This is a genomic window from Gemmata palustris (assembly GCF_017939745.1).
In the GTDB taxonomy this organism is placed as follows: domain Bacteria; phylum Planctomycetota; class Planctomycetia; order Gemmatales; family Gemmataceae; genus Gemmata; species Gemmata palustris.
This window is the reverse complement of record NZ_JAGKQQ010000002.1, coordinates 42,301-61,732: the sequence shown is the minus strand read 5'-3', so window position 1 is coordinate 61,732 and position 19,432 is coordinate 42,301. Positions and strand designations below refer to the sequence as shown.

Sequence of the window (19,432 nt, the reverse complement as noted above, 5' to 3'; positions counted from 1 at the left end):
CTCCGGCGGGTGCGGAGCGCGGGGAAGGGGACTAACCGACCGTGCTCCGGGTCTTCTCCGCGCCCTCTGCGCTCTCCGCGGTGAGGTTCACACCTAAAAAACCGCTGCGTGCGATTGGTTCTTCGATCTCCGTTCCCTTTCGCAGCCACAGTAGTAACGGCGTCGTGAGCACGGTCGTCGCTAGCGCCATGATGACGAGCACGCAGAACAGGCTGCGCGGCACCACGCCCAGCTCATATCCGAGGTTGATGGCGATGAGCGCCATCAGCCCGCGGGCGTTCATCATCGCGCCGATGATCCCGGACTCTTTCCAACTAAACCCGCTCAGCCGGGCGGCCAAACCGCACCCGGCCAGTTTCCCCACAACTGCCGCGACGGTTACGGCACCACAAATGACCCACATCGCGGTGCCATGCAGAGCCGTGATGTCGGTACGCAATCCGGTGTAGGTGAAGAACACCGGCACGAAGAACGATGTGACGATGTCGTACAGTTTCGCGTGCGCGGCGTGTCGGAGTTCGGGCTGGTCCGACAGCACGGCGCCGAGCAGGAACGCGCCGAACACCGCGAAAATGCCGATCAGGTTCGTCGCCACGGACGCGAGCAGCACACTGACGAGCAGCACGGCCAGCGCCGTTGCGCTCAGGCGCCCGCGGTTCTCGCGCAGCGAGTACGCGAAGTACCGCACCAGCACCGGGCGCACCACGAACCACATCACGAGGGCAAAACCGACCGTCAGGCCGACCATGCCGAGCGTTTCGAGCGGGTCGAAGTTCGTTTTCACCACCGCGGTGACGCTCGCGAGCAGAATCCAGCCGATCGCATCGTCCACGGCCGCCGCGGTGATCGTGATCGCACCGAGGCGTGTGCGCGTGATGTTCAGTTCCATCATGATGCGGCCGAGAACCGGGATCGCGGTGATGGAGAGCGCGATCCCGAGGAAGAGCGTGAGCCCGAGCAGCGACACCGGGCCGACTTTCGGGTGCGGTTCCAGGTGCGGGTGAACGAGTTGCGCGAGCCCGGCCCCCAGCGCGAACGGTAGGGCGATGCCCGCAATCGAGATCAGCACCGCCGCGCGCCCGTGCGAGCGGACGTGCTCGAACTCGAACTCCAGCCCCACGAGAAACAGGAGGAAGATCAGCCCGAACTGTGCGATGACGGTGAAGATTTTGGGGAGCACCGCGTTCGCAAGTGGTTGCGGCACGCCGCCGAGCGCCGGGCGAAAGAGGCCGGCAAAGAGTTCCGGGTGCAGCCACCCCAGCAGCGACGGGCCGAGCAAAAGGCCCGCGACGATCTCGCCGACCACGCTCGGTTGACCGAGACCCCGCGCCAGCGCACCGAACGCTCGCGCCGCCGCGATAATCACGACCAACTGAATCAGCACCGGTAGCAGTAATTGCTCGACGTCCAGTTTGACGAGCGCTTCAACGGCTTCGGTCGTTGCGAACAGTGTGCTCATTTCGGCGGGGAGTCCGTCTAAAAAATGCGCGCGAAGGCGGGTCGTTGAGGTAGAGGTAATGGAACGGGCGGCGGGCGCTTACACGCGGCGGGTCATTTTTTCACGGGCTTACTGGCTTTGCGCATGTCGTCGAGGTTCGCCTGGCAGTACGGGCAGCCGATCGTTTTGAGGTGGAAATCGACGTAATCGATCAGTTCCGGGTCGCCGGCCCCCAATAAGTAGCCGCCGAGCTGGTCGCGGGTCGGACAGCTCACGCGCTCGCGCCGCCAGATCGCACCGACCGTGTGCTCCCCGCGGTCCTCTTGCTCGACGACCTCGTGGTACACCGCGCGCAGGTCCGCGGACTCGCGCAGTGCTTTCTCGACCGAAGCGAGCTCCGCGTCGGGGAGCGCGTCGTTCAGGTAGTCGCGGAGCATCTGCCGGGTGATCGCGGACATGAAAGGTCTCGCGGAACGTGTTCGCCCATCAGTATATCGGCCGGACACGTACCGGTCGAACCGAACCCACGCTGCGCGCGTGAATAGATCCGGGGCGACACGTTAACTTTGTGCCGGCCCGCGTCAACTAATCGCTACAACTTGCCCATCCGCCCAGAAATCGCCTGCGATTCGAGTCTGTTTGTACCCATTCTGCGGTTTACTCGGATGGGGCGAGTGGGTAGAAATACGAAAGGCGCGTCGGATAACGACCAACGCCCAACGATCCGGAGTTACCATTTAAAGCGGCCCCTTTGCCGCGAACCGGTCACTCCTGCATTCCCTCCTCAGAGACGCCCATGAAGCTCCGCCTGCCCGTGGCGGTCATTGCGGTCGCCGGGTTTTTGTTTCAGTCACCGCGTGCATCCGCCGAACTGCTCACGCTCCACCTCGACCAGACCACTTCAGGTACGGTGAGTGTGAACCTGGGCGGGAAGACCATTTCCAATGTTTACCCCGGTCCGTACCACTGGTCGGACGTGAACGATCCACCGAACTCGAACTTCCCGCCGCCGATCGCTACCTTCTGCATCGAACTGACCGACACCCTCACCGTGGGCAATTCCTACGTGTTCGGTGTGTACGCCCCAGAAGACGCTCCGACCATCGGGAGCACCGCCAAAGCGGACGCGATCCGTGCCCTTTACGGCAACTTCTACAACCCCGCGTGGACGGACCCCTCGTTCAAGGGTAACAACGAGTCGAAAGCCTTTCAGCTCGCGCTGTGGGAGTTGGTGTACGAGACGGACCCGACCAAGACGGTCAGTTCCGGCAACTTCCAAACCGGGAGCACGGCATCGACTCGTGCCAATGAGATGCTCAACGGATTGGCCGGTGGGTTGGATAAGTACAACTCCGCGGACTACGAGCTAGTCGCGCTGATCGCCCCGGCTCCGGGTGCAAAGGACCAGACGCCCGGCCAGGATCAACTGGCCGTCCGTCCGAAGTCGGCACCTGCTCCTCCCGCGGCACTGCTGGCGGGCATCGGGGGCCTGATCCTGATGGGCCGCGCTCGACTCAATCGGCGCCAAACCGCGACTGCCTAAGATCGCGAACGAAGACGAAACACGAGGCCCGCACGGTACTTACTGTGCGGGCCTCGTGCTTTTTGTCGCAGTCACGCAGTCACGCAGTCACGCAGTCGGCGGTGGCGGTCGTGCTCGCGAGCCTCGCACCGTACACGGCACTCTGGTACGCCTCCACGACTGATTACAACGAAGCGACGCTCTTCAACGCGCTCATGTTCGCAGTCGCGAGTGCCGCGGCGCAGTGGGTGTTGCGCCGGCGCTACGCCCCGCTCGTCGCGCGCAACTCGATGCACCGTGTGATGCTGTGGGGGTGGCTCGCGGTGTATGCGTTCGTCGGGATTCAGATGGGGTGGGTGCTGCGCCCGTTCATCGGGCACCCGGAAATGCCGGCCACGTTCTTCCGCAACGAAGCGTGGGGCAACGCCTACGTGGTCGTGCTCGAATCGGTGTGGCGGGCGCTGAGGTAGTTTTGCCCGGTTCCGCTATTCGGTGCGGAACCGGGCTCCGTGGAGCGTGAACTACTTCGTCCCGATGGCCCACAAGTGGCCGTAGCCGCGGAAGTAGATGCGGCCGTCGGCAATCGCGGGGCCGGCGAAGATCGTATCGGGCAGGGTGTTCGTGGCGAGCTTCTTGAACTCCTTGCCGGTCTGCACCACGTCCGTGATCCCGTTCGCCGCGGGGACATAAATCTTGCCGTCGCCCGCGGCCATGTGCCCGCGGTGGACGAACTTGGTCAGCGCCTCGCGGTAAATCAATTTGCCGGTCTTCGCTTCGACCGCGGTGAACGGGCCGTCGCCGGTCAGGTACACCACGTCGCCGACGCGGATCGGGGCGACCACGTCCGGGGTGCGGAAGTTCGCGCTCGCCGGCACGCGCCACAATTCGGCCTTGTTGTCGGCGGTGATTTCCCCCTTCGCGCCGACCGGGTTGAACGCGACCGTCGGCCCGTCCTTGCACGACGGGACCACGATCAGGTCCGGGAGCACGAGCGGGTTAGAAACGAACCGCCACGCTCCGCTGCCGTTCGGGTTCAATCCGGTCACGCGCCAAACTTCGGTACCATCGGTCAGGTTGTGACCGGTGCAGAAGTCGTTGCCGTGGGCGACGAGCAGCGGACCGCCCTCGCCCTCCCAGATGAACGGGGAGGCGTACACGTCCGGGCTCTCGCCCTTGCTGTACCCGGGGCGGTCCTTTTTCCACACTTCTTTGCCGGTCGCGGCGTCGAGCGCGACCACGAGTTGCGCGCCGCGGTGCATCACCTGGAGGTACAGGTGGTCCTTGTAGAGCACCGGGGTCCAGTGGACGCCGAACTGGATGCGGAACTTGCCGTACTTCTGGAGGTCGTCCTTCCAGACCTGTTTGCCGTCGAGGTCGAAGCACGCGAGGTCGCCGCTCCCGGCGAACGCCCAGACGTGCTTGCCGTCCGTGGTGCAAGACGCGGACGCATCGGACACGTCGGCCCCGGACGGGTTCCGGTACTTCACCTTGCCGGTGCCGGACACCTTTTGCTTCCACCTCTCTTTGCCCTCGGTGCCGACGCACAGCAGCACGATGTCGTCGCCGTCCACCGACGTCACGAAGATCTTGTCCCCCCACACGACCGGGGTCCCGGCGCCCATGCCCGGCATCTTGAACTTCCAAACAACGTTCTTGTCCTGGCTCCACTCGGTGGGCAGGTTCTTTTCGGCCGAGTGCCCGTCGTTCTTGGGTCCGCGCCACTGGGGCCAGTTGTCGGCCGAAGCGGGCGCGGCGAGGCCCGCGACGAAGAGCGCGGTCAGGAGGAACAAGCGATTCACGGATGAGTCCCTTGGCGGAATTCGGGCGGGTACTGACAGAAGGTAACGAAACCCGCCGCGATCCGCAACGATTCAGCCGGTGCGGTAATCACTTCTTAATGTCGGGCCGAATTGGTCGATTAGCGGAGATCCTGCATTCCGAGCTCCGGCGCGTCCCGGAAACGCTCCGGGCGCGGGCGTAGCGAATGCGCGGGGTTACTGGAAGCCGAACCGCACCGCGCTTACAACACCCTCTGATTCTCGTTCGGTATCTCGACATCAAGAGGTGCGGCCGTGGGGGTCGTCGTTCAGAAGTTCGGTGGGTCGAGCGTGAAGGACGCGGAGAGCGTCATGGAAGCCGCGCGCAAGGCCATTCGCGCGAAACACGCCGGCAACAAAGTCATCGTCGTGGTGTCCGCGCAGGGCAGCACGACCGACGACCTGATCGCGAAAGCGAGCCAGATCACCAGCGCGCCGTCCGCGCGCGAAATGGACATGCTCCTCGCGACCGGCGAGCAGATCTCGATCGCGCTCACCGCGATGGCGATCCACGAACTCGGCGAGCGCGCGGTCAGCTTCACCGGTCCGCAGATCGGCATCGTGACCGATAGCACGCACCGCAAGGCCCGCATCAAGAAAATTGACACCGTGCGCCTGTGCGAGGCCCTCGACACGGGCCACATCGTCGTGCTCGCGGGGTTCCAGGGCGTGGACGAACTCGGTGACATCTCCACCCTGGGGCGCGGCGGGAGCGACACCACGGCCGTGGCCGTGGCCGCCGCGGTGAAGCTCGCGGGGTACGAGGTCGAGTGCGAAATTTACACCGACGTGGACGGCGTGTACACGACCGACCCGCGCATCGTGCCCGACGCGCGCAAGATGGACGCGATCAGCTACGACGAGATGCTGGAGATGGCGAGCATGGGCGCGGGCGTGATGCACTCGCGCTCGATCGAGTTCGCCAAGAAGTTTGATGTGCCCCTCATGGTCCGCAACGCCAAGTCCGACGCGATCGGCACCTGGATCGTGCCCGAAGCGCCGTGGATGAGCGAGATCCCCGCGTGCGGGGTCGCGCTCGCGGCGGACGAAGCGCGGCTCGTACTCGAGGGCGTGCCGGACCGCCCGGGCGTGAGCCACCGCGTCTTCGCCGTGCTCGCCGACGCGAACATCGCGGTGGACATGATCGCACAGAGCGTGGGGGAGGGGGGCAAGGCCACGATCGGGTTCACCGTGCTGAACACCGAGCTCGACCGCACCAAGAAGATCCTCGCGCCCATTGTTGCGGAACTCGGAGCGGCGCTGAACGAAACCGGCAAGGTGAGCAAGGTGTCGGTGGTGGGCGCCGGGATGCGCTACATCTCCGGGGTCGCGGAGCGCATGTTCCAGGCGCTCGCGATCGAGGGCGTGAACCTGAAGATGATTACCACCGGCGACATCAAGATTAGTGTGCTGGTGGAAGAGGACGGCGCCCCCGAATCGGCCGTTATCGAGTCGCCGACCGGTGAGCCGATCAAGAAGGCGCACCTGGAGAGCAAGAAGGCGGTCCGCGGGCGCCGGGCGCTGCGTGCGGTTCACACCGCGTTCGCGCTAGCGCAGGCGCGCAAGGGCGCGGGCGAACCGCCCGCGAGCGGCGAGTTCAAGCCGCGCCCGAACCCGCTCATGGTCGCGGCGACGAAGGACCGCGAGGCCGCCATCGCCCGCCTCGAGGGGATGGAGGACGTGCTCGTGAGCGGCGTCCACCTGAACACGGAGCAGAGCCGCGTGACGGTCCACGACCTCCCGGACAAGCCGGGGAACTGCTCGCGCGTGTTCAACGCGGTCGCGACCGGCGGCATTCTGGTGGACATGATCGTTCAGAACCAGAGCGGTCCCGCGCGGGCGGAGCTGTCGTTCACCGTGCCGCGCGCGGACCTGACGCGCGCCCTGAAACGCACCCAGGACGTGGTGCGCGAGATCGACCCGGTGTGCCGCGTGGTGGGCGACGGGGACATCGCGGTGCTGTTCGTGCAGGGCGTGGGGATGCGGACGCACACCGGGGTCGCGAAGACGATGTTCGGCGCGCTGGCCGCGAAGGGCATCAACATCAGCATGATTAACACGAGCGAAGTGTGCGTCGGTGTGGTCGTCGAGCGCGCCCGCGGCGCCGAGGCGCTCGCGTGCCTCACCGAAGCATTCAAGTTGGGGTGATGCAGCCGTTCCCATTGCCCGGCTGACGCGCATTCGTTTTGCGGGCCGCCCGATCGTATCACCGAGCGGGCCGGGGCTCGATTTTCCAGGTCAGATTCTGGCCCTCCATTGTCGTTGAGATGCTCAGCGCCGGACCCTTCTCCAGCGTGGCCGTGCCGGTGTAGGTGCCGGGCGCCCGGCGGGTCAGCGCAAACGACTTGATTTTCGTTTTCATCTGCGCTTCGATGCCCTCGCGCACCAATCGCTCGACCGTTGATTGGCCCGGCGTGGCATTGAGCACGATCCCTTGTTCCTTGGTCGGGGCGCCGACGGCCACCTCGTAGGTGTCGGCTCGCACAGTGGTCGCGGTCCCGGTGTACCCGCCGTCGGGCTGCTTTTTCAGGTCGAGAGCTGAAACGTCGACGGCAAGGGCCTTCTTGAGGTGCTCGCGCACCATGCTCTCGACGGTGGATTGCGCGGGCACCGCTTTCCACTCGAACCGCCCGCTCGAGGGCGCGGTTGTCGTCACGTCGTAGGTGTTGCCGTTCGCGGCGGTCGCGGTGCCCGCGTACCCGCCATCGGATTGCTTGGCGAGGTCGATAGCGGTGATCTCCGTGCCCAAACTGGTATTCATTTCGGCTTTGACGGATTTTTCGATGTCGAGTTTGCCCGGCGCGCAACCTGTGACCGCGAGAGCGAACAAAGGTGCGACGAGAATGGCGAATCGGAACACGGAACACCCTCCGGGGAAACGGTCCATGCAATCAAAATAGTCTATCGCGGGCCTCGACTCACCCTGCCAAATCACAAGTGCCCGCAGCGAGCACGCCCATTGTGGGTGCCGCTTGACCGGTCGTTCGATTCCCGACGGTACTGAGCGCTCCCATTCGTGCGGACTACTGATCTCGGCGAGGCTGCCCGCAACCGCGCGTACCCATCGCTTCGCGGCCCGAGAACACGGCGGACCGGTGGTCTTTGTCGTAAATTGTGGGGGTGTAATCGATTAGGGCCAGGGCCGAACAGTAGGTTCGCGCGAATCGCACGGGCGCCATCTCGAATACCTAAAGAACGGGAGCGTCCCTGCAAACGCTTTCCAAGTCGCGCCGTTACGTTTGGCGTGGCGTGAACAATATTCACGCGCCAAATTTTCACATGCGTTTATCAACCTTGTTGCTTGTGTACGCGTCTTACCAGGATATGATCATGCGGTTTAAATTTCGGGCCGGTAGCCCAAATTACGTCTGAGTGCGGAGCACACATGCCGTTCTTTACACGTTGTCCGTACTGCCGGTGCGGGGCCGATGCGCCTGACAGTGCGATGGCGGAGAATGTGAAGTGCCAGGCGTGCTTGTCGTGGTACACGGCAATTCCCGAGGAGCCCGGGCTGGAAGGGGCGGCCCCACCCGTTGATGTGAGAACACGAGCGGCGGTTCCGGCGTGGGCTGTCCCGGAGCCGGTTTCGGCTCCAACCGAAACCGCGGTCGCCGCAGAACCGCTCGCCGCTGTTGCGCCGGCGCCCGGCCCCACTTTCCGGGTCGCGGTGAACCCGGAGCCCTCGGAAGAAACTTTGGGCGACAAGAGTGGACCGGTCCTGATCGGGGTCGTGGCCTGTTTCCTGGCCGCAGCCGGCCTCGCCACGGCGTCGTTTCAATCGACGGCGGCCTTCGCTCGCCCGTTGGCCGGTGTGGGCGTGCTCGTCGGACTCGCGGGCGCGCTCGCGTCGGGAGCGGAGAAACTGTCTCGGCTCGCCGTACCGATCGGCGGCGCGGGCGTATCGGGCTTGGCGCTGGTCGTCGCGTGGTTCCTACCGTCGTTACTCGGCCCCGGTTACGAGGCGAGTCGCGTGACGTCCGACTACGACCCGGAGGCGATTCGGGCCGTTCCGCTGCAACTCGTTCCGGGTGGTGCCGAAGAACTCGGGCCGGGCGGGTACGCGGACGCGAGCCGGTCGGCCCTTCACCAGGGGCTCGTGGGCGTCCAGATTACCGGAGCGGCCGTCGCCCCCGTCCAAGTCGTGGATTCTAAAAAGCGGTTCACGAAGCAATCGTTCCTTGCGATCAACGTGCGGATTCAGCACCTCGGCCACGGGGAACGGTTCCGGTTCGTTCACTGGGATACGACGGGTGCGCGCCCCGTCCCGGCCGCCAGTGCGACCACCGACGGGCGGAAGCTGAGCGCTGCGAACATGGGACCGGACGTCCCGGTCGGAGTCACGTTCGGGTACGACGTGTTCCCGGGAAAGGCCGTCGACGATCAGCTCCTCTTCGAGGCGCCGGACGCCGTCGGCCCGGTGCGGGTCGAGTTGCCCGCGGAAGCGTGGGGCGGGCGCGGGGCGCTCCGGTTCCAGATCCCCAGTTCGATGATCGTCGTTCAGCCGGGCAAGAAGCCCCGGTAACCACTTCGAGGGTCAATCATGTTGCACGCACGAGCGCGTCGGTGCGGGTTCACGTTGATCGAGTTGCTAGTGGTAATTGCGATTATCAGTGTCCTCATCGGGCTGCTGTTGCCCGCGGTGCAGAAGGTTCGAGAAGCGGCGAACCGCGCTAAGTGTCAGAATAACTTGAAACAGATCGGGCTGGCGTGTCACCTCTACGAGAACGGGCGCGGGCACTTCCCACCGACGCGCTACCGGGGCGAAACGCAAACCTGGGCCTGGTTCATCCTCCCACAGTTGGAGCAGGACAACCTGTACAGGAAATGGCCGGAGGACGGTAATTCGATCGGGATCGGGCAGTTGTTGGACCCGGGGTTCCTCAACACGCCCGTTCCCCTTTATTTCTGCCCGTCGCGCCGCGTACCTGGCCAGAACACGGCAAAAGGGTTCGTACAACCTCCGGGTTGCGCGTTCCCAAATAGTGTTGGTGGGGCCGTTGCGGACTACGCTGCCGCGATTGGTACAACGGGTGACGACGGGGCCGATAGGATGGGCAACGATCAAGGGCTCGTGGTCCCGCCGACCGGAGCGCTCGTTGCCCTCCGCGGCGTGCGCGTGGCCGAATTCACCGACGGCACGAGCTGCACCCTGCTCGTCGGTGAGAAACACATTCCCAAGGGCTTTTCTGGTTCTTACCCCTGGGACTGTAACACTTACGATGGGCACAACAGTGTGTGCTCGACGCGAACCGCCGGTCCGGGGTTCCCGATCGCGACCGCCGACACCGATTCGCGCCTGATATTCGGCGGCCCTCACATCGGGATCTGTCAGTTCGCGTTCGTGGACGGCAGCGTCCGGTCCGTTCGGTCCGGGATCGACGAGTTCACTCTGGGACTGCTCTCCCACCGGAGCGACGGTCTACCGGTTCCGGCCGACTACTGATGTCCGTCACTCGCCGCCCTTGCGTTTGGAGTCGCGGTAGTCCAGCGGCGGGGGCTGGTCCTTCTCCAACATCGCGGTGTACTTTCGGCCGTCGAGCCGCTTCGTCAGCTCCGTTTTTGCCGCCGCCCGCAAATCCGCGTCGGTGAACAGGTCGTAAGCGGTCGCGGCCAGCGTGCGCGCGGCGAGGTTCATGCCCTTCTTCGCGATCGTCGTTCCGCCGCACGCGACCGCCTGCCACGAGTGCCCCGGCGTGCCCGGCACCCAGCACGCGGTACCGAACCCAACGACCGGCACCACCCACGACACGTCCCCCACATCGGTGCTCCCGCCACTCGACTTGCCGGAGACATCGAACACGCGCTCGATCTCGTCCAGCGGCGGCGCTTTGTCGGGGAACGTCTCCCTCAACCGGAGGGCGAACCTCGTTTCGGTGTCGTCGTACTTGAGGTCGTTCAGCGCGGTCAGGTTCTTCTTCGCGACCTGCGCGAGTGTGTCGTTGGGCAGGATCTCCATCGTGCCGCCGAGGTACGCGACTTCGAGCTTCGTTTCCGTGGCGAGCGCGCCGGCCTGGGCGCACTTCAGCACGCGCGGGTAGAGCTTCTGCACCACGTCCGCTTTCGGGTGGCGCACGTAGAAGAAGCCCTCCGCGAACTCGGGCACCACGTTCGCCGCCCCGCCGCCCGACGTGACCGTGTGGTGCAAGCGCGTACCGTCCGGGGTGTGCTCGCGCAGTAACTCGACGCCGTGCATCGTGAGCACGAGCGCATCGAGCGCGCTGCGGCCCTTTTCCGGTGACCCGGCCGCGTGCGCCGCGGTGCCGTGGAACCGGAACTTCACCGCGATCCGCGCGAGGCAGCTCGCGTCGCCGGCGCTGTTCCGCGCCCCGGGGTGCCAGTGCAGCACGGTGTCGCAGTCGTCGAACAGCCCGGCCCGCGCCATGAACACTTTCGCGGCCCCACCTTCTTCCGCCGGGCACATGTAGAAGCGGATCGTCCCCTTCAACTTGCCGGCCTTGATTTGTTCCGCGATGGCGATGCTCGCGGAGAGCGACGCGGTGCCGAACAGGTGGTGCCCGCAGGCGTGGCCGTATCCGTTACCGTCCTTACGCGGACTGCGGAACGGGACCGCTTCCTGCGACAACTCCGGGAGCGCATCGAACTCGCCCAGAATGCCGATGACCGGCTTCCCGCTCCCGAACTCCGCGGTGAACGCGGTGGGAATCTTCGCGACGCCCTTCGTCACTTTGAACCCGGCCTTCTCCGCAACCGCGGCGAGTTCCTCAGCGGATTTCTTCTCCTGGTAGCCCGGTTCCGCCCAGTTCCAGATTTTGAGGGCCGCGGGCCAGTTCGCGTCCGCGTGTGTGGCGGCGGATTTGATGGCCGCGTCCTTTTGCGCGAGTGCGAACGTGGGGAACGCGAGAAGAGCGAACAGGGAAAGCAATCGCATGGTGTGTCCTGTGACGAAAACGGGACTGGTGATTGTCGCCGAGCGGAGAGGGGAGGGCAACGGCACACGGAGTGCCCACTACTATGAATTCCATATAGGGGACCACGCATGCCGATACCGTTTCTGGGCGCGGGCGAAATTCTCGGGGCCATGATTACACCCGCGGTGCTCATTTCCGCGTCCGGCACGTTGGTGCTGTCCACATCGAATCGGCTCGGGCGCGTCGTGGACCGCATCCGCGCGCTCGCCACGGAAGCGGAAGGGTTGCCCGACGTGTCGGCCGCGCCGGAGGTGGTCGAAAAACGCGCCCTGATCGCGGAGCAGATCGATTTCCTCACCGCCCGGCTGCACATGCTGCAATCGGCGGTCGTCACGCTGTACATGGCGATCGGGCTGTTGGTCGGTGCGAGTCTCGCGGTCGGTCTGTCCGCGTCCGCCGGACGCATGATGGAGTGGGTGCCGATCGGGTTCGGGTTGCTGGGGGCCTCCGCGCTGCTGTTCGGCGCGAGCGTGCTGGTGCGGGAGTCGCGCCTGGCGGTGCGCGGGACGCTCCACGAACTGGCCCACGTGCGCAAGGTCGTGGAGCGCAAGACGAGTATGCGCGCGGCCCCGGACGAGAAGCCCGAAGGCGGGCAGGGAGAGGGGTAGTGTTCAGTGAGCCGTAGCGATTCGCGGCCCGGTACGTTAGAATTCGAGCAGTCTGAGAGGGCGAACTGATGTCAACGATAGCTCCTACCGAACCCGCTTGGCAAGCCGCTCTGGTGTCGTCCGCGGTCGCGCTGCGCCGAATAGCCGGGTACACGCTCCCGGCCGAACTGGACCGTCGGGTGCTCGAACTCGGTGAGCGCAAAGAGTCCCTAACCGACACGGAACGGGCTGAACTGCTCGCGTGGGTCACGTTCACGCAGCAGCGCTCCGTCGAGAAACTCGAAGCCGAAGTCGCGCTCCGTCGATTGACGGCCGTTTGTCCCGAAGTGGTTCCCCCGGCGTGAGCGCGTTTTCGGACGTTCGCCGAGCCGAGGTTGCCGCGCGAGCCGGGCACCGCTGCGAATACTGCCACTTGCCGACCCGTGGGCAGGTAGCAACTTTCCCGATTGACCACATTTCCCCCCGCAGTGCCGGCGGTACCAACGAACTGAGCAACCTTGCCCTTACGTGCCCGCACTGTAACGCGCAGAAGTGGACCGCTGCCGAAGGTACTGATCCCGAAACGAAAGAGCGCGTTCCACTCTTTAACCCGCGGTGTGACGAATGGGACCAGCATTTCGAGTGGGCGGTTGACCCGCCCGGTGAACTGGCCGGCCTCACGGGTACGGGGCGGGCCACCGTCGCGATCCTTTGCATGAACGCGATCGAGATGGTCGCTCTGCGCCGTTTACTCGCGGAAGTAGGGTTGTTCCCCGAGTTGCGGTGATACCTCCGCTGTCAACCCAACTCCACCACCGCCATTGCGTGAACCCGGAGCTTCGGCACGGTGAACGTAACTGCGTCACCGGTTTTGATGAACTTCAGGCCGTGTGCGCCCGGTTCCTGGCGCACCTCCTTCACGTTGTAACCCTTCAACGTGACCTCAATGTCGTGAATCGGGATCACCTCTTCGCGGAGCGGAACCTCTTCCGCCGGGTGCCCGTGGCCCGCGGTTGTGTTCACGTCATTGAACAGGTGGATTACGAGTCGCTCGCCGTTCTTCTTCTGGCGCACGGTGCTCACCTGCACGCACATCGGCGCTTTGACTTCGACCGGGGGCGGTGTACTCGCGACCGCGCGCATGGCGCCCGTCAGAACGAGCCGGTAGTACGGGTAGGACGACGAGTAGTGGGCCGCATCGATACCGGCCGCGAGGTACACGGCCTTCCCGCTCTCGAATTTGTGCGACACTACCGCGGGTAGTTCCGGTTCCTGCGTGCTGTCCTTCGTGCGCACGGTCGCGTCGACGGAGCTCCCGGTCCGCGCCTCGACGCGCGCGACCGGCCCCTTGAAGGTCACGAGCGCCTTGCCGAGCAGTTCCGTGAGCTTCTCGGCTTCGAGGAAAGACTGCGCGTTTCCAACACGTTTGAAGTCCCACACGCCTTTTCGCTTCGCCCAGTATTCCGGCGGGAGCGTGCGTGCGAAGTTCTCATCGATCTTGTCATCAATCTTCCCCGCGACCGCGACCCCCTTGTGGGTAGTCCCGAGCACTTCGGTCAGCGCCGGAGTTTTGCGCGGCGTGCCGAACTCGTCGCACAGTCCCGTGTCGAGGCTTGCGACCAGACCGCCGCCGCGCTCGACGAACTTCCGGATCGCGTCGCACTGCGCGTTATCAAGGCACGCGGCGTTCGGCAGCACCAGCACCTTGTACTTCGCGAGGTCAGCGGGCGTGAGATTCCAGTCGTTAATGAGCGTAACGGGCAGGTGCTCTTCCAGCGCCGCGCGGAAGAAGCCGAACACGTTCGCGAGGTAGCGGTCTTCCACGTGCCCGGGGTTCCGGCCGTAGAACGCACGGGTGTTATCGCTCACCAGGATCGCGGCCCACGGCTCGGGCTCTTTGTGCGTCAGCCAGGGCTTCCGTTTTTTCACTTCGGCCAGGCAGTGTGTCACCGCGGGTTTCAGGTTGTCGGGTTGAAGCACCGCGAGGCTCGGCCCGGCGCCGTGTGTGAGCGCGAGCATCATCCGGCGCTCGATCTCGTGCGCCGGGAAGCTGTCCTTGCCGTAGGGGTTCCCGCGGCTCATCAGGTACGGTTCCGCGAACGCGACGCGGTGGTTCGACACGGCCCAGACGTAGGCCACGCCGAACGCCGGGACGATGCTCGACCCGCGGTTCGTCTCGTCCAGCCAGAACTCCTGGTCCGGCGCGTCGAACAGGAGGTTCATCCGGGCGGACATGTTCCGCGGGATGTCGAGCAGGTGCCCGAAGCGCCCCGCGTTGGTGGTCCAGGTCACGAGCGCGATGTCGGGGTTGATCGTCTTGAGGCGCGTCTGCATCCGCTGAACGAGATCTTCGAGCTTGCGGTCGGCCCAGTGCAGGTACTTGCGGAAGTCCTCGCTCTGCATGTCGCGCTTGGGGATCGCGTTACCCGTGTCCTTCTTGTAATTCGCGCGACAAATGCGGCAATAACACCCACCGCCGTGGTGCAATCCGTCGAAACTGAAAGCGCTCACGGCCGGGAACTCGGTGACGATTTCCGCGAGCACGTCGATGAAGAAATCGCCATACGGCCCGAGCGGACAGAGCATCCCGCCGTGCGGAAATTTCTTCAGGTCGATTTCGGGAATCTGGTCGGTGTCGGTTGAAACCCGGCGCCACTCGGGGTGCCGTTCCCACACTTCCGCCTGGAGCGTCGGCGGGTACACGCCGAGGATGCGCACGCCGAGCTTCTGGTACTCGGCGATGTCTTTCTTGAGGCCGTCGGGTGCGACGTGCGGATTGCGCCGTTTGAGGAGCTTGCTGTCGTAGTAGGCGTAGAACGGATCGACGAACCCCATCTCGCTGATGGTCACGCCCGCGTCCGCGGCGTCTTTGCGCTGGGCACTACTCATGACCGAGAGCGTGTACCCCGCACCGGTGCTGTCTTGCACCCAGGCCGGAACCTTCACTTCACGGAATGGCCCCTTCTCGAACGGTTGCGGCAGGATCGTGCGCCCCCAAATATCGGGCTTCGCGTCTTCAGTGGCTGGGGCGAGGGGGAGTAGACCTTCTGAGGCGCCGACCGTGCCGGCAACGGCCGCAGCGCAAACGAACTCGCGGCGGGAGGGGAGAGACATGAGGGGCTCCGGGGTGGGGAGAACTCCGTGCGGAGCCGCATTCTAATCGGCAGACGTGTGCGTTGCTCGTCTTAAGTTCGATATTTTGGGGAGACCTTGGGCAGGTTGCGAGCGGCGCGGCGTAAGCCCGCCGGTGGCACCTAAACACCGGCGGGCTTACGCCGCGCCGCTCGCACGATGTCAACGCAAGTTCGATACCGGTGCTTCTCTGCGGCACATCGAAATAGAAGGGGCGGGCGCGGGCTCTGTGCCCCGCGTCCGCCCCTGAGTGATCGCGCAATTTACGGCTTGGTGAACGTACTCGCGTCGAGCTTCTCCGAGAGCAGAACCTCGGACGATTCGCCCTCCATGAACAGCTTGCCGTTCCGCTTCACGGTGAACTTCATGGGCTGTTTGGTGCCCTGAACGTCCTTGTACTCGCTGTGGAACGACTCTTCGGTCACCTCCTGGCCGGTCCCCTCATCCTTCACACGGCCCTCGGTTTTGACCAGCAGCCCGGTTTCCTTGTCGAAATAGAGTTCGACGTCGCGGTACCCCTTGTGCGACACCTTGACGCCCAGCGCCGGCCGCTTCTCGATTTCCATCTCGCCGGTGGTCGAAAGGGTGAACTTTTTGTCCTTGAGCGGGGCGAGGGTGGCCACCCACGAGCCGTGGGCCTGTTCCAGCGCCTCCTTGAGCTCGTCCTTGTCCATCTCCTTGGTGTCCTTGGCGATCTTGGTCCAGCCCTTGTCGCTGGTCACGACGATGGTGATCGGGATCTTCTGCCCGCCGGCCTCCACCTCAATTTCGACCCGCTGTCGGTCCGCCCCCTGCACGGAGATCTCGCCGCTCATCGGGATGCCCTCACCCATGCCGTGGAACGTGCCCTTGAACTTGGTGACGATCGCCGGCAGCTTCTCGAGCTTCTCCTGCCCGCCGTGCGCTTTGACGGCTTTCTCGATCAGCGCCCGCGCGTCCGCGGCGTCGTCGGCGCGGGCCGGGACGGTCGCTGCGAGAACGAATCCGAACGCCAGGAACGCATGTGGGACGTGTCTCATCGTCTCTCTCGTTGGGGAAGTGGTGTGGGGCCGCGTGGTGACGACCCCGCCAGTGATTCGCCGCATCCGTCGCAGAATTGAGTCGAGGTGCGTTTTTGCACCCCGAATTCGATTTTATGCGCCGCGACTCACTCTTCCTTGTGCGTAACGATTTCCAGGATGGCTTTCTCGCGGAGTGCCAGCCAGCGCCCCTCGCTTGACAGCACGGCTCGGTAAGTGAGGGCCGCAATTCCCAGCCCGAGCACCGACAGGACCAGGGATACCGGCCACCCTCGGATTTCGCTCAGCTCGGCCAGAAGTAACTCGACGCCCAACGGGATCGCGACCGGAAGTAGTACGACGGGAAGAACCGCCAGAAATGCCATCTGGAGCAACACGGGGAGCATTTTCACGCGACTCGGTTGCATGGACCCCGCGGCCATCCGGATCGGGGACAGGATCGAAAGCGCGTTCGCCAGTAAGCAGAGCAGGAGGTACGCGGTCACCAACTGGGCGGCCACCGCGGGGTAGTGGTCGATCCGCATCGGGTACGCGATCCCCGCGATCAGGACCACGATCAACCCCATACCCACGCCGAACGGGGCCAGCGCCAGGTTCTTACCCAGGAGGATCTCGCGCCGCGGGGCCGGGGAGAGGACGTAGGCCCGGAACCCGGACCGGTCGTACCCGAACTGGTTCCCGATCAGTTGCACCCCACACAAGAACAGTACCGCGATCCCGGACCCGAGCGCGATCAGTGGCCGGACGGCGGCGGGTATTTCGGCTTTTGCGGACACCGCGCTTCCACCGAACACGATCAGCATGATGAAGGGCGCGATGAGCACCATCTTCACTTCCGGCGCCCGAACCAGCGACCGGAACGTGGTGAACGCGACCACTGAGGCTTGTTCCGAGACCCACGGGATGGAGCGCTCCAGTAGGCGCACGCGGCTCGGATCGACCGGGGCGCTGCGCACGGGCGCGGGCCGGCGGCTCTGTCCGGTAAACGCCCCGGTGTAGAGCCGGACCGTCGTCCGGTACGCGCGCCGGAGGCTTACGACCCCAATGAGCCCCAACCCGAGTGTCCCGAGCAGAGCGGGAGCGACGGCTCCGGTGGCCAGCTCCGAGGTGCCGAGTGCGAGCCACCCGGGTGGGAACACGGTACTGGCGATCCGGGCGATGCGCTCGGTCTGTTCCAGTGCCCGGAGTGATTCCTTAATTTGTCGTTCGTTGTGCTCGTTCTGGAGGTCTTTCTCCCGCTGCTGGTACTCTTCCGGGGTGATTTTCTTGGCGGCGAGGTCCGCGCTCGCTGCGGCGCGCTGTTCGTTCCATTGCGCTTTCGCATCAGTTTTGGTCCGGTCGTCCCACGGACGGGTCACGTTCAGCAGGTTCGGCAACTGAGCCAGCAGGATGAACCCGGCCGTTATGCCCACAATCACCGCCCGGCGCCGGCGCGGGTTGGCCATGAGTGACGCGAGCCAGCCCTGGAACTGGTACGTGAGCCCGGTGACCGCCAGCACGAACGCCGCCAGGAGCGGCAGGGCCAAAAGCGTGACCACCGACCCGGCGCACACTTGGCCGAGAATCAGCCCGACCATCCCGGGCGTGAACGCGATCAGTGTCAGACTAAACAGGGAACTGATGTAGTTGATGACGAACGCGCCGGACGGGGACACCGGCAGGTGCATCACCTTATCGAGGGCCAGCCCTTCCGCGCGCTGGAGCTCGGTGAGTAGGCCGATCATCCAGAAGAACAGGAACGCGAGAACCACACCGTCCCACACGAGCAACCGCACCGTGGGGGAGGCGTGGGGGAGGGCCAGGAGCCCGACCAAGAACCCGGTCACGAGCAACCCGACCGCGGCGATCAGTGTGGAGACAACGAAGACGATAAAGAGCGCGGCGTTCAGCGCTCCCGCTTTGCGGAACTGGTTGATCCGCAGGCGCCAGCGGAGCCACAGGAACGCTAGAAGGTGTTCGCGGTTCACTGCGCGGTCTCCAGCCAGGCCAGTTTCGATGTGGCCGTCGCGTCCGCGCCGGCCAACTGGATGAACCGGTTCTCCAGGGAATCACCCTGCCGAATGGCTTCCAGGGACGCTTGCTCGGTGAGCCGCCCGCCCGTAATGATCCCGACGTGCGTGCAGAGCCGCTCCACGATCTCCAGCACGTGCGACGTGAGGAACACCGTGGACCCGCGGGCCACGAACCCGGCCAGCAGGTCGCGGATGACGCGCGACGTGATCGCGTCCACCCCCTCGAACGGCTCGTCCAGGAACAACAGGTCCGGGTTCGGCAGCAGCGCCGCGGCCAGCGCGAGCTTCTTCTTCATCCCGTGCGAGTATTCGAGGGAGAGTTTTTTCTCTTCGTCGGCCAACCCCAGCACGTCGAGCAATTCGGCGGACCGCTGGCGGATCGTGTCGCGCGGCATCAGGTACATTCGGCCCACGAACGTCAGGTACTCGCGGGCGGTCAGGTTGTCGAACAGTGACAGGTTCTCGGCGATCACGCCGATGTGCCGCTTGGCGTCCAGGGACTGTTGGGGGTCGAGGATGTCCCGGTCGAGCACGCGGACCGTGCCCGCGCTCGGCGCGAGCAGCCCGGTGAGCATTTTGATGGTGGTCGATTTGCCGGCCCCGTTCGGCCCGAGGAACCCGTAGAAGGTGCCGCGCTCGACGCGCACATCGATCCCGTCTACGGCGCGGAAGTCGCCGAAGTCTCGGGTCAGTCCGCGTGTTTCAATTGCCGGACTCATGTGGCTCCTCGAACAAATGGTCGGACCGGTGGATCGGAGCGGGTACAGCCTACGGTGTCTTCGTTCGCGAAGCCCGTTTATTCAAGGCCCGGTCGCGGGCGCGCGGACCGCATTAGTCCGCGCGATCTGGTCGCGTGCCAACCTGATAACGCACGGCGCGCCGACCCAATTCAGTCGCGTAACGGGGGGCTGCGTGCATCCACCTTCCCGAGCGATAAATGCGCTCGTTCGTTTCGTTGCTGATTTTGGCGCCGGTG

General features: G+C 64.9%; 17 protein-coding genes. 8 read left to right on the top strand and 9 right to left on the bottom strand.

Features of this window, described 5'->3' with window-relative positions:
• Nucleotides 1-31: 31 nt before the first annotated feature.
• A complete protein-coding gene (locus J8F10_RS34795) occupies nucleotides 32-1,459 on the bottom strand; it encodes a cation:proton antiporter (protein WP_210662477.1) in 1,428 nt (475 codons plus the stop codon).
• Nucleotides 1,460-1,551: 92 nt separating this feature from the next.
• Nucleotides 1,552-1,896 (bottom strand): hypothetical protein, encoded by a 345-nt coding sequence (locus J8F10_RS34790; RefSeq protein ID WP_210662475.1) that lies wholly within the window; start codon nucleotides 1,894-1,896, stop codon nucleotides 1,552-1,554.
• Nucleotides 1,897-2,234: 338 nt separating this feature from the next.
• Here J8F10_RS34790 and J8F10_RS34785 point away from each other — a divergent pair, with 338 nt between their 5' ends.
• Both J8F10_RS34785 and J8F10_RS34780 read left to right on the top strand, forming a co-directional pair.
• A complete protein-coding gene (locus J8F10_RS34785) occupies nucleotides 2,235-2,981 on the top strand; it encodes a hypothetical protein (RefSeq protein ID WP_210662474.1) in 747 nt (248 codons plus the stop codon).
• Nucleotides 2,982-3,091: 110 nt separating this feature from the next.
• Nucleotides 3,092-3,430, top strand: a complete 339-nt coding sequence (locus tag J8F10_RS34780) for a hypothetical protein (protein WP_210662472.1) — start codon at nucleotides 3,092-3,094, stop codon at nucleotides 3,428-3,430.
• Between the two features lie 51 nt (nucleotides 3,431-3,481).
• Here J8F10_RS34780 and J8F10_RS34775 read toward each other — a convergent pair whose 3' ends face one another.
• The gene (locus J8F10_RS34775) at nucleotides 3,482-4,759 is read right to left on the bottom strand and encodes an outer membrane protein assembly factor BamB family protein (RefSeq protein WP_210662470.1); all 1,278 of its coding nucleotides are present in this window, start codon (nucleotides 4,757-4,759) and stop codon (nucleotides 3,482-3,484) included.
• A 273-nt stretch (nucleotides 4,760-5,032) separates the two neighbouring features.
• Here J8F10_RS34775 and J8F10_RS40480 point away from each other — a divergent pair, with 273 nt between their 5' ends.
• Complete coding sequence (locus J8F10_RS40480; protein WP_210662468.1) at nucleotides 5,033-6,925, top strand: aspartate kinase; 1,893 nt, start codon at nucleotides 5,033-5,035, stop codon at nucleotides 6,923-6,925.
• A 58-nt stretch (nucleotides 6,926-6,983) separates the two neighbouring features.
• On the opposite strand, the gene J8F10_RS34765 is transcribed toward J8F10_RS40480, so the two are convergent.
• The gene (locus tag J8F10_RS34765; RefSeq protein ID WP_210662466.1) at nucleotides 6,984-7,637 is read right to left on the bottom strand and encodes a hypothetical protein; all 654 of its coding nucleotides are present in this window, start codon (nucleotides 7,635-7,637) and stop codon (nucleotides 6,984-6,986) included.
• A 525-nt stretch (nucleotides 7,638-8,162) separates the two neighbouring features.
• Here J8F10_RS34765 and J8F10_RS34760 point away from each other — a divergent pair.
• Nucleotides 8,163-9,299, top strand: coding sequence for a hypothetical protein (locus J8F10_RS34760; protein WP_210662464.1), 1,137 nt, complete (start codon nucleotides 8,163-8,165; stop codon nucleotides 9,297-9,299).
• A gap of 18 nt (nucleotides 9,300-9,317) precedes the next feature.
• Nucleotides 9,318-10,220, top strand: coding sequence for a DUF1559 domain-containing protein (locus J8F10_RS34755; protein ID WP_210662462.1), 903 nt, complete (start codon nucleotides 9,318-9,320; stop codon nucleotides 10,218-10,220).
• 6 nt (nucleotides 10,221-10,226) lie between these two features.
• On the opposite strand, the gene J8F10_RS34750 is transcribed toward J8F10_RS34755, so the two are convergent.
• Nucleotides 10,227-11,666 (bottom strand): amidohydrolase, encoded by a 1,440-nt coding sequence (locus J8F10_RS34750; protein WP_210662460.1) that lies wholly within the window; start codon nucleotides 11,664-11,666, stop codon nucleotides 10,227-10,229.
• 108 nt (nucleotides 11,667-11,774) lie between these two features.
• Between J8F10_RS34750 and J8F10_RS34745 the strand changes: the two genes are divergently transcribed.
• The 3 genes from J8F10_RS34745 to J8F10_RS34735 all read left to right on the top strand — a co-directional run bounded on the left by J8F10_RS34745 (nucleotide 11,775) and on the right by J8F10_RS34735 (nucleotide 13,080).
• Entirely contained in the window at nucleotides 11,775-12,314 is a 540-nt protein-coding gene (locus J8F10_RS34745) for a DUF2721 domain-containing protein (RefSeq protein WP_210662458.1), read from the top strand.
• 68 nt (nucleotides 12,315-12,382) lie between these two features.
• Nucleotides 12,383-12,658 carry a hypothetical protein gene (locus J8F10_RS34740; protein WP_210662456.1) on the top strand — a complete coding sequence of 92 codons (276 nt, stop codon included), beginning with the start codon at nucleotides 12,383-12,385 and terminating at the stop codon, nucleotides 12,656-12,658.
• Nucleotides 12,655-13,080 (top strand): HNH endonuclease, encoded by a 426-nt coding sequence (locus tag J8F10_RS34735; protein ID WP_210662454.1) that lies wholly within the window; start codon nucleotides 12,655-12,657, stop codon nucleotides 13,078-13,080. The genes J8F10_RS34740 and J8F10_RS34735 overlap by 4 nt, the downstream gene beginning before the upstream one ends.
• A gap of 11 nt (nucleotides 13,081-13,091) precedes the next feature.
• Here J8F10_RS34735 and J8F10_RS34730 read toward each other — a convergent pair whose 3' ends face one another.
• From J8F10_RS34730 to J8F10_RS34715, 4 genes are all read right to left on the bottom strand, one after another.
• Nucleotides 13,092-15,407, bottom strand: coding sequence for an alpha-amylase family protein (locus J8F10_RS34730; RefSeq protein WP_246524723.1), 2,316 nt, complete (start codon nucleotides 15,405-15,407; stop codon nucleotides 13,092-13,094).
• A 281-nt stretch (nucleotides 15,408-15,688) separates the two neighbouring features.
• Nucleotides 15,689-16,444: a hypothetical protein gene (locus J8F10_RS34725; RefSeq protein WP_210662452.1), complete on the bottom strand. Its 756-nt coding sequence runs from the start codon at nucleotides 16,442-16,444 to the stop codon at nucleotides 15,689-15,691.
• Nucleotides 16,445-16,572: 128 nt separating this feature from the next.
• Nucleotides 16,573-18,411 (bottom strand): hypothetical protein, encoded by a 1,839-nt coding sequence (locus J8F10_RS34720; RefSeq protein WP_210662450.1) that lies wholly within the window; start codon nucleotides 18,409-18,411, stop codon nucleotides 16,573-16,575.
• On the bottom strand, nucleotides 18,408-19,175 hold the full coding sequence (locus J8F10_RS34715) for an ABC transporter ATP-binding protein (RefSeq protein ID WP_210662448.1): 768 nt from the start codon (nucleotides 19,173-19,175) through the stop codon (nucleotides 18,408-18,410). Before J8F10_RS34715 ends, J8F10_RS34720 begins: the two co-directional genes overlap by 4 nt.
• Nucleotides 19,176-19,432 lie beyond the last annotated feature (257 nt).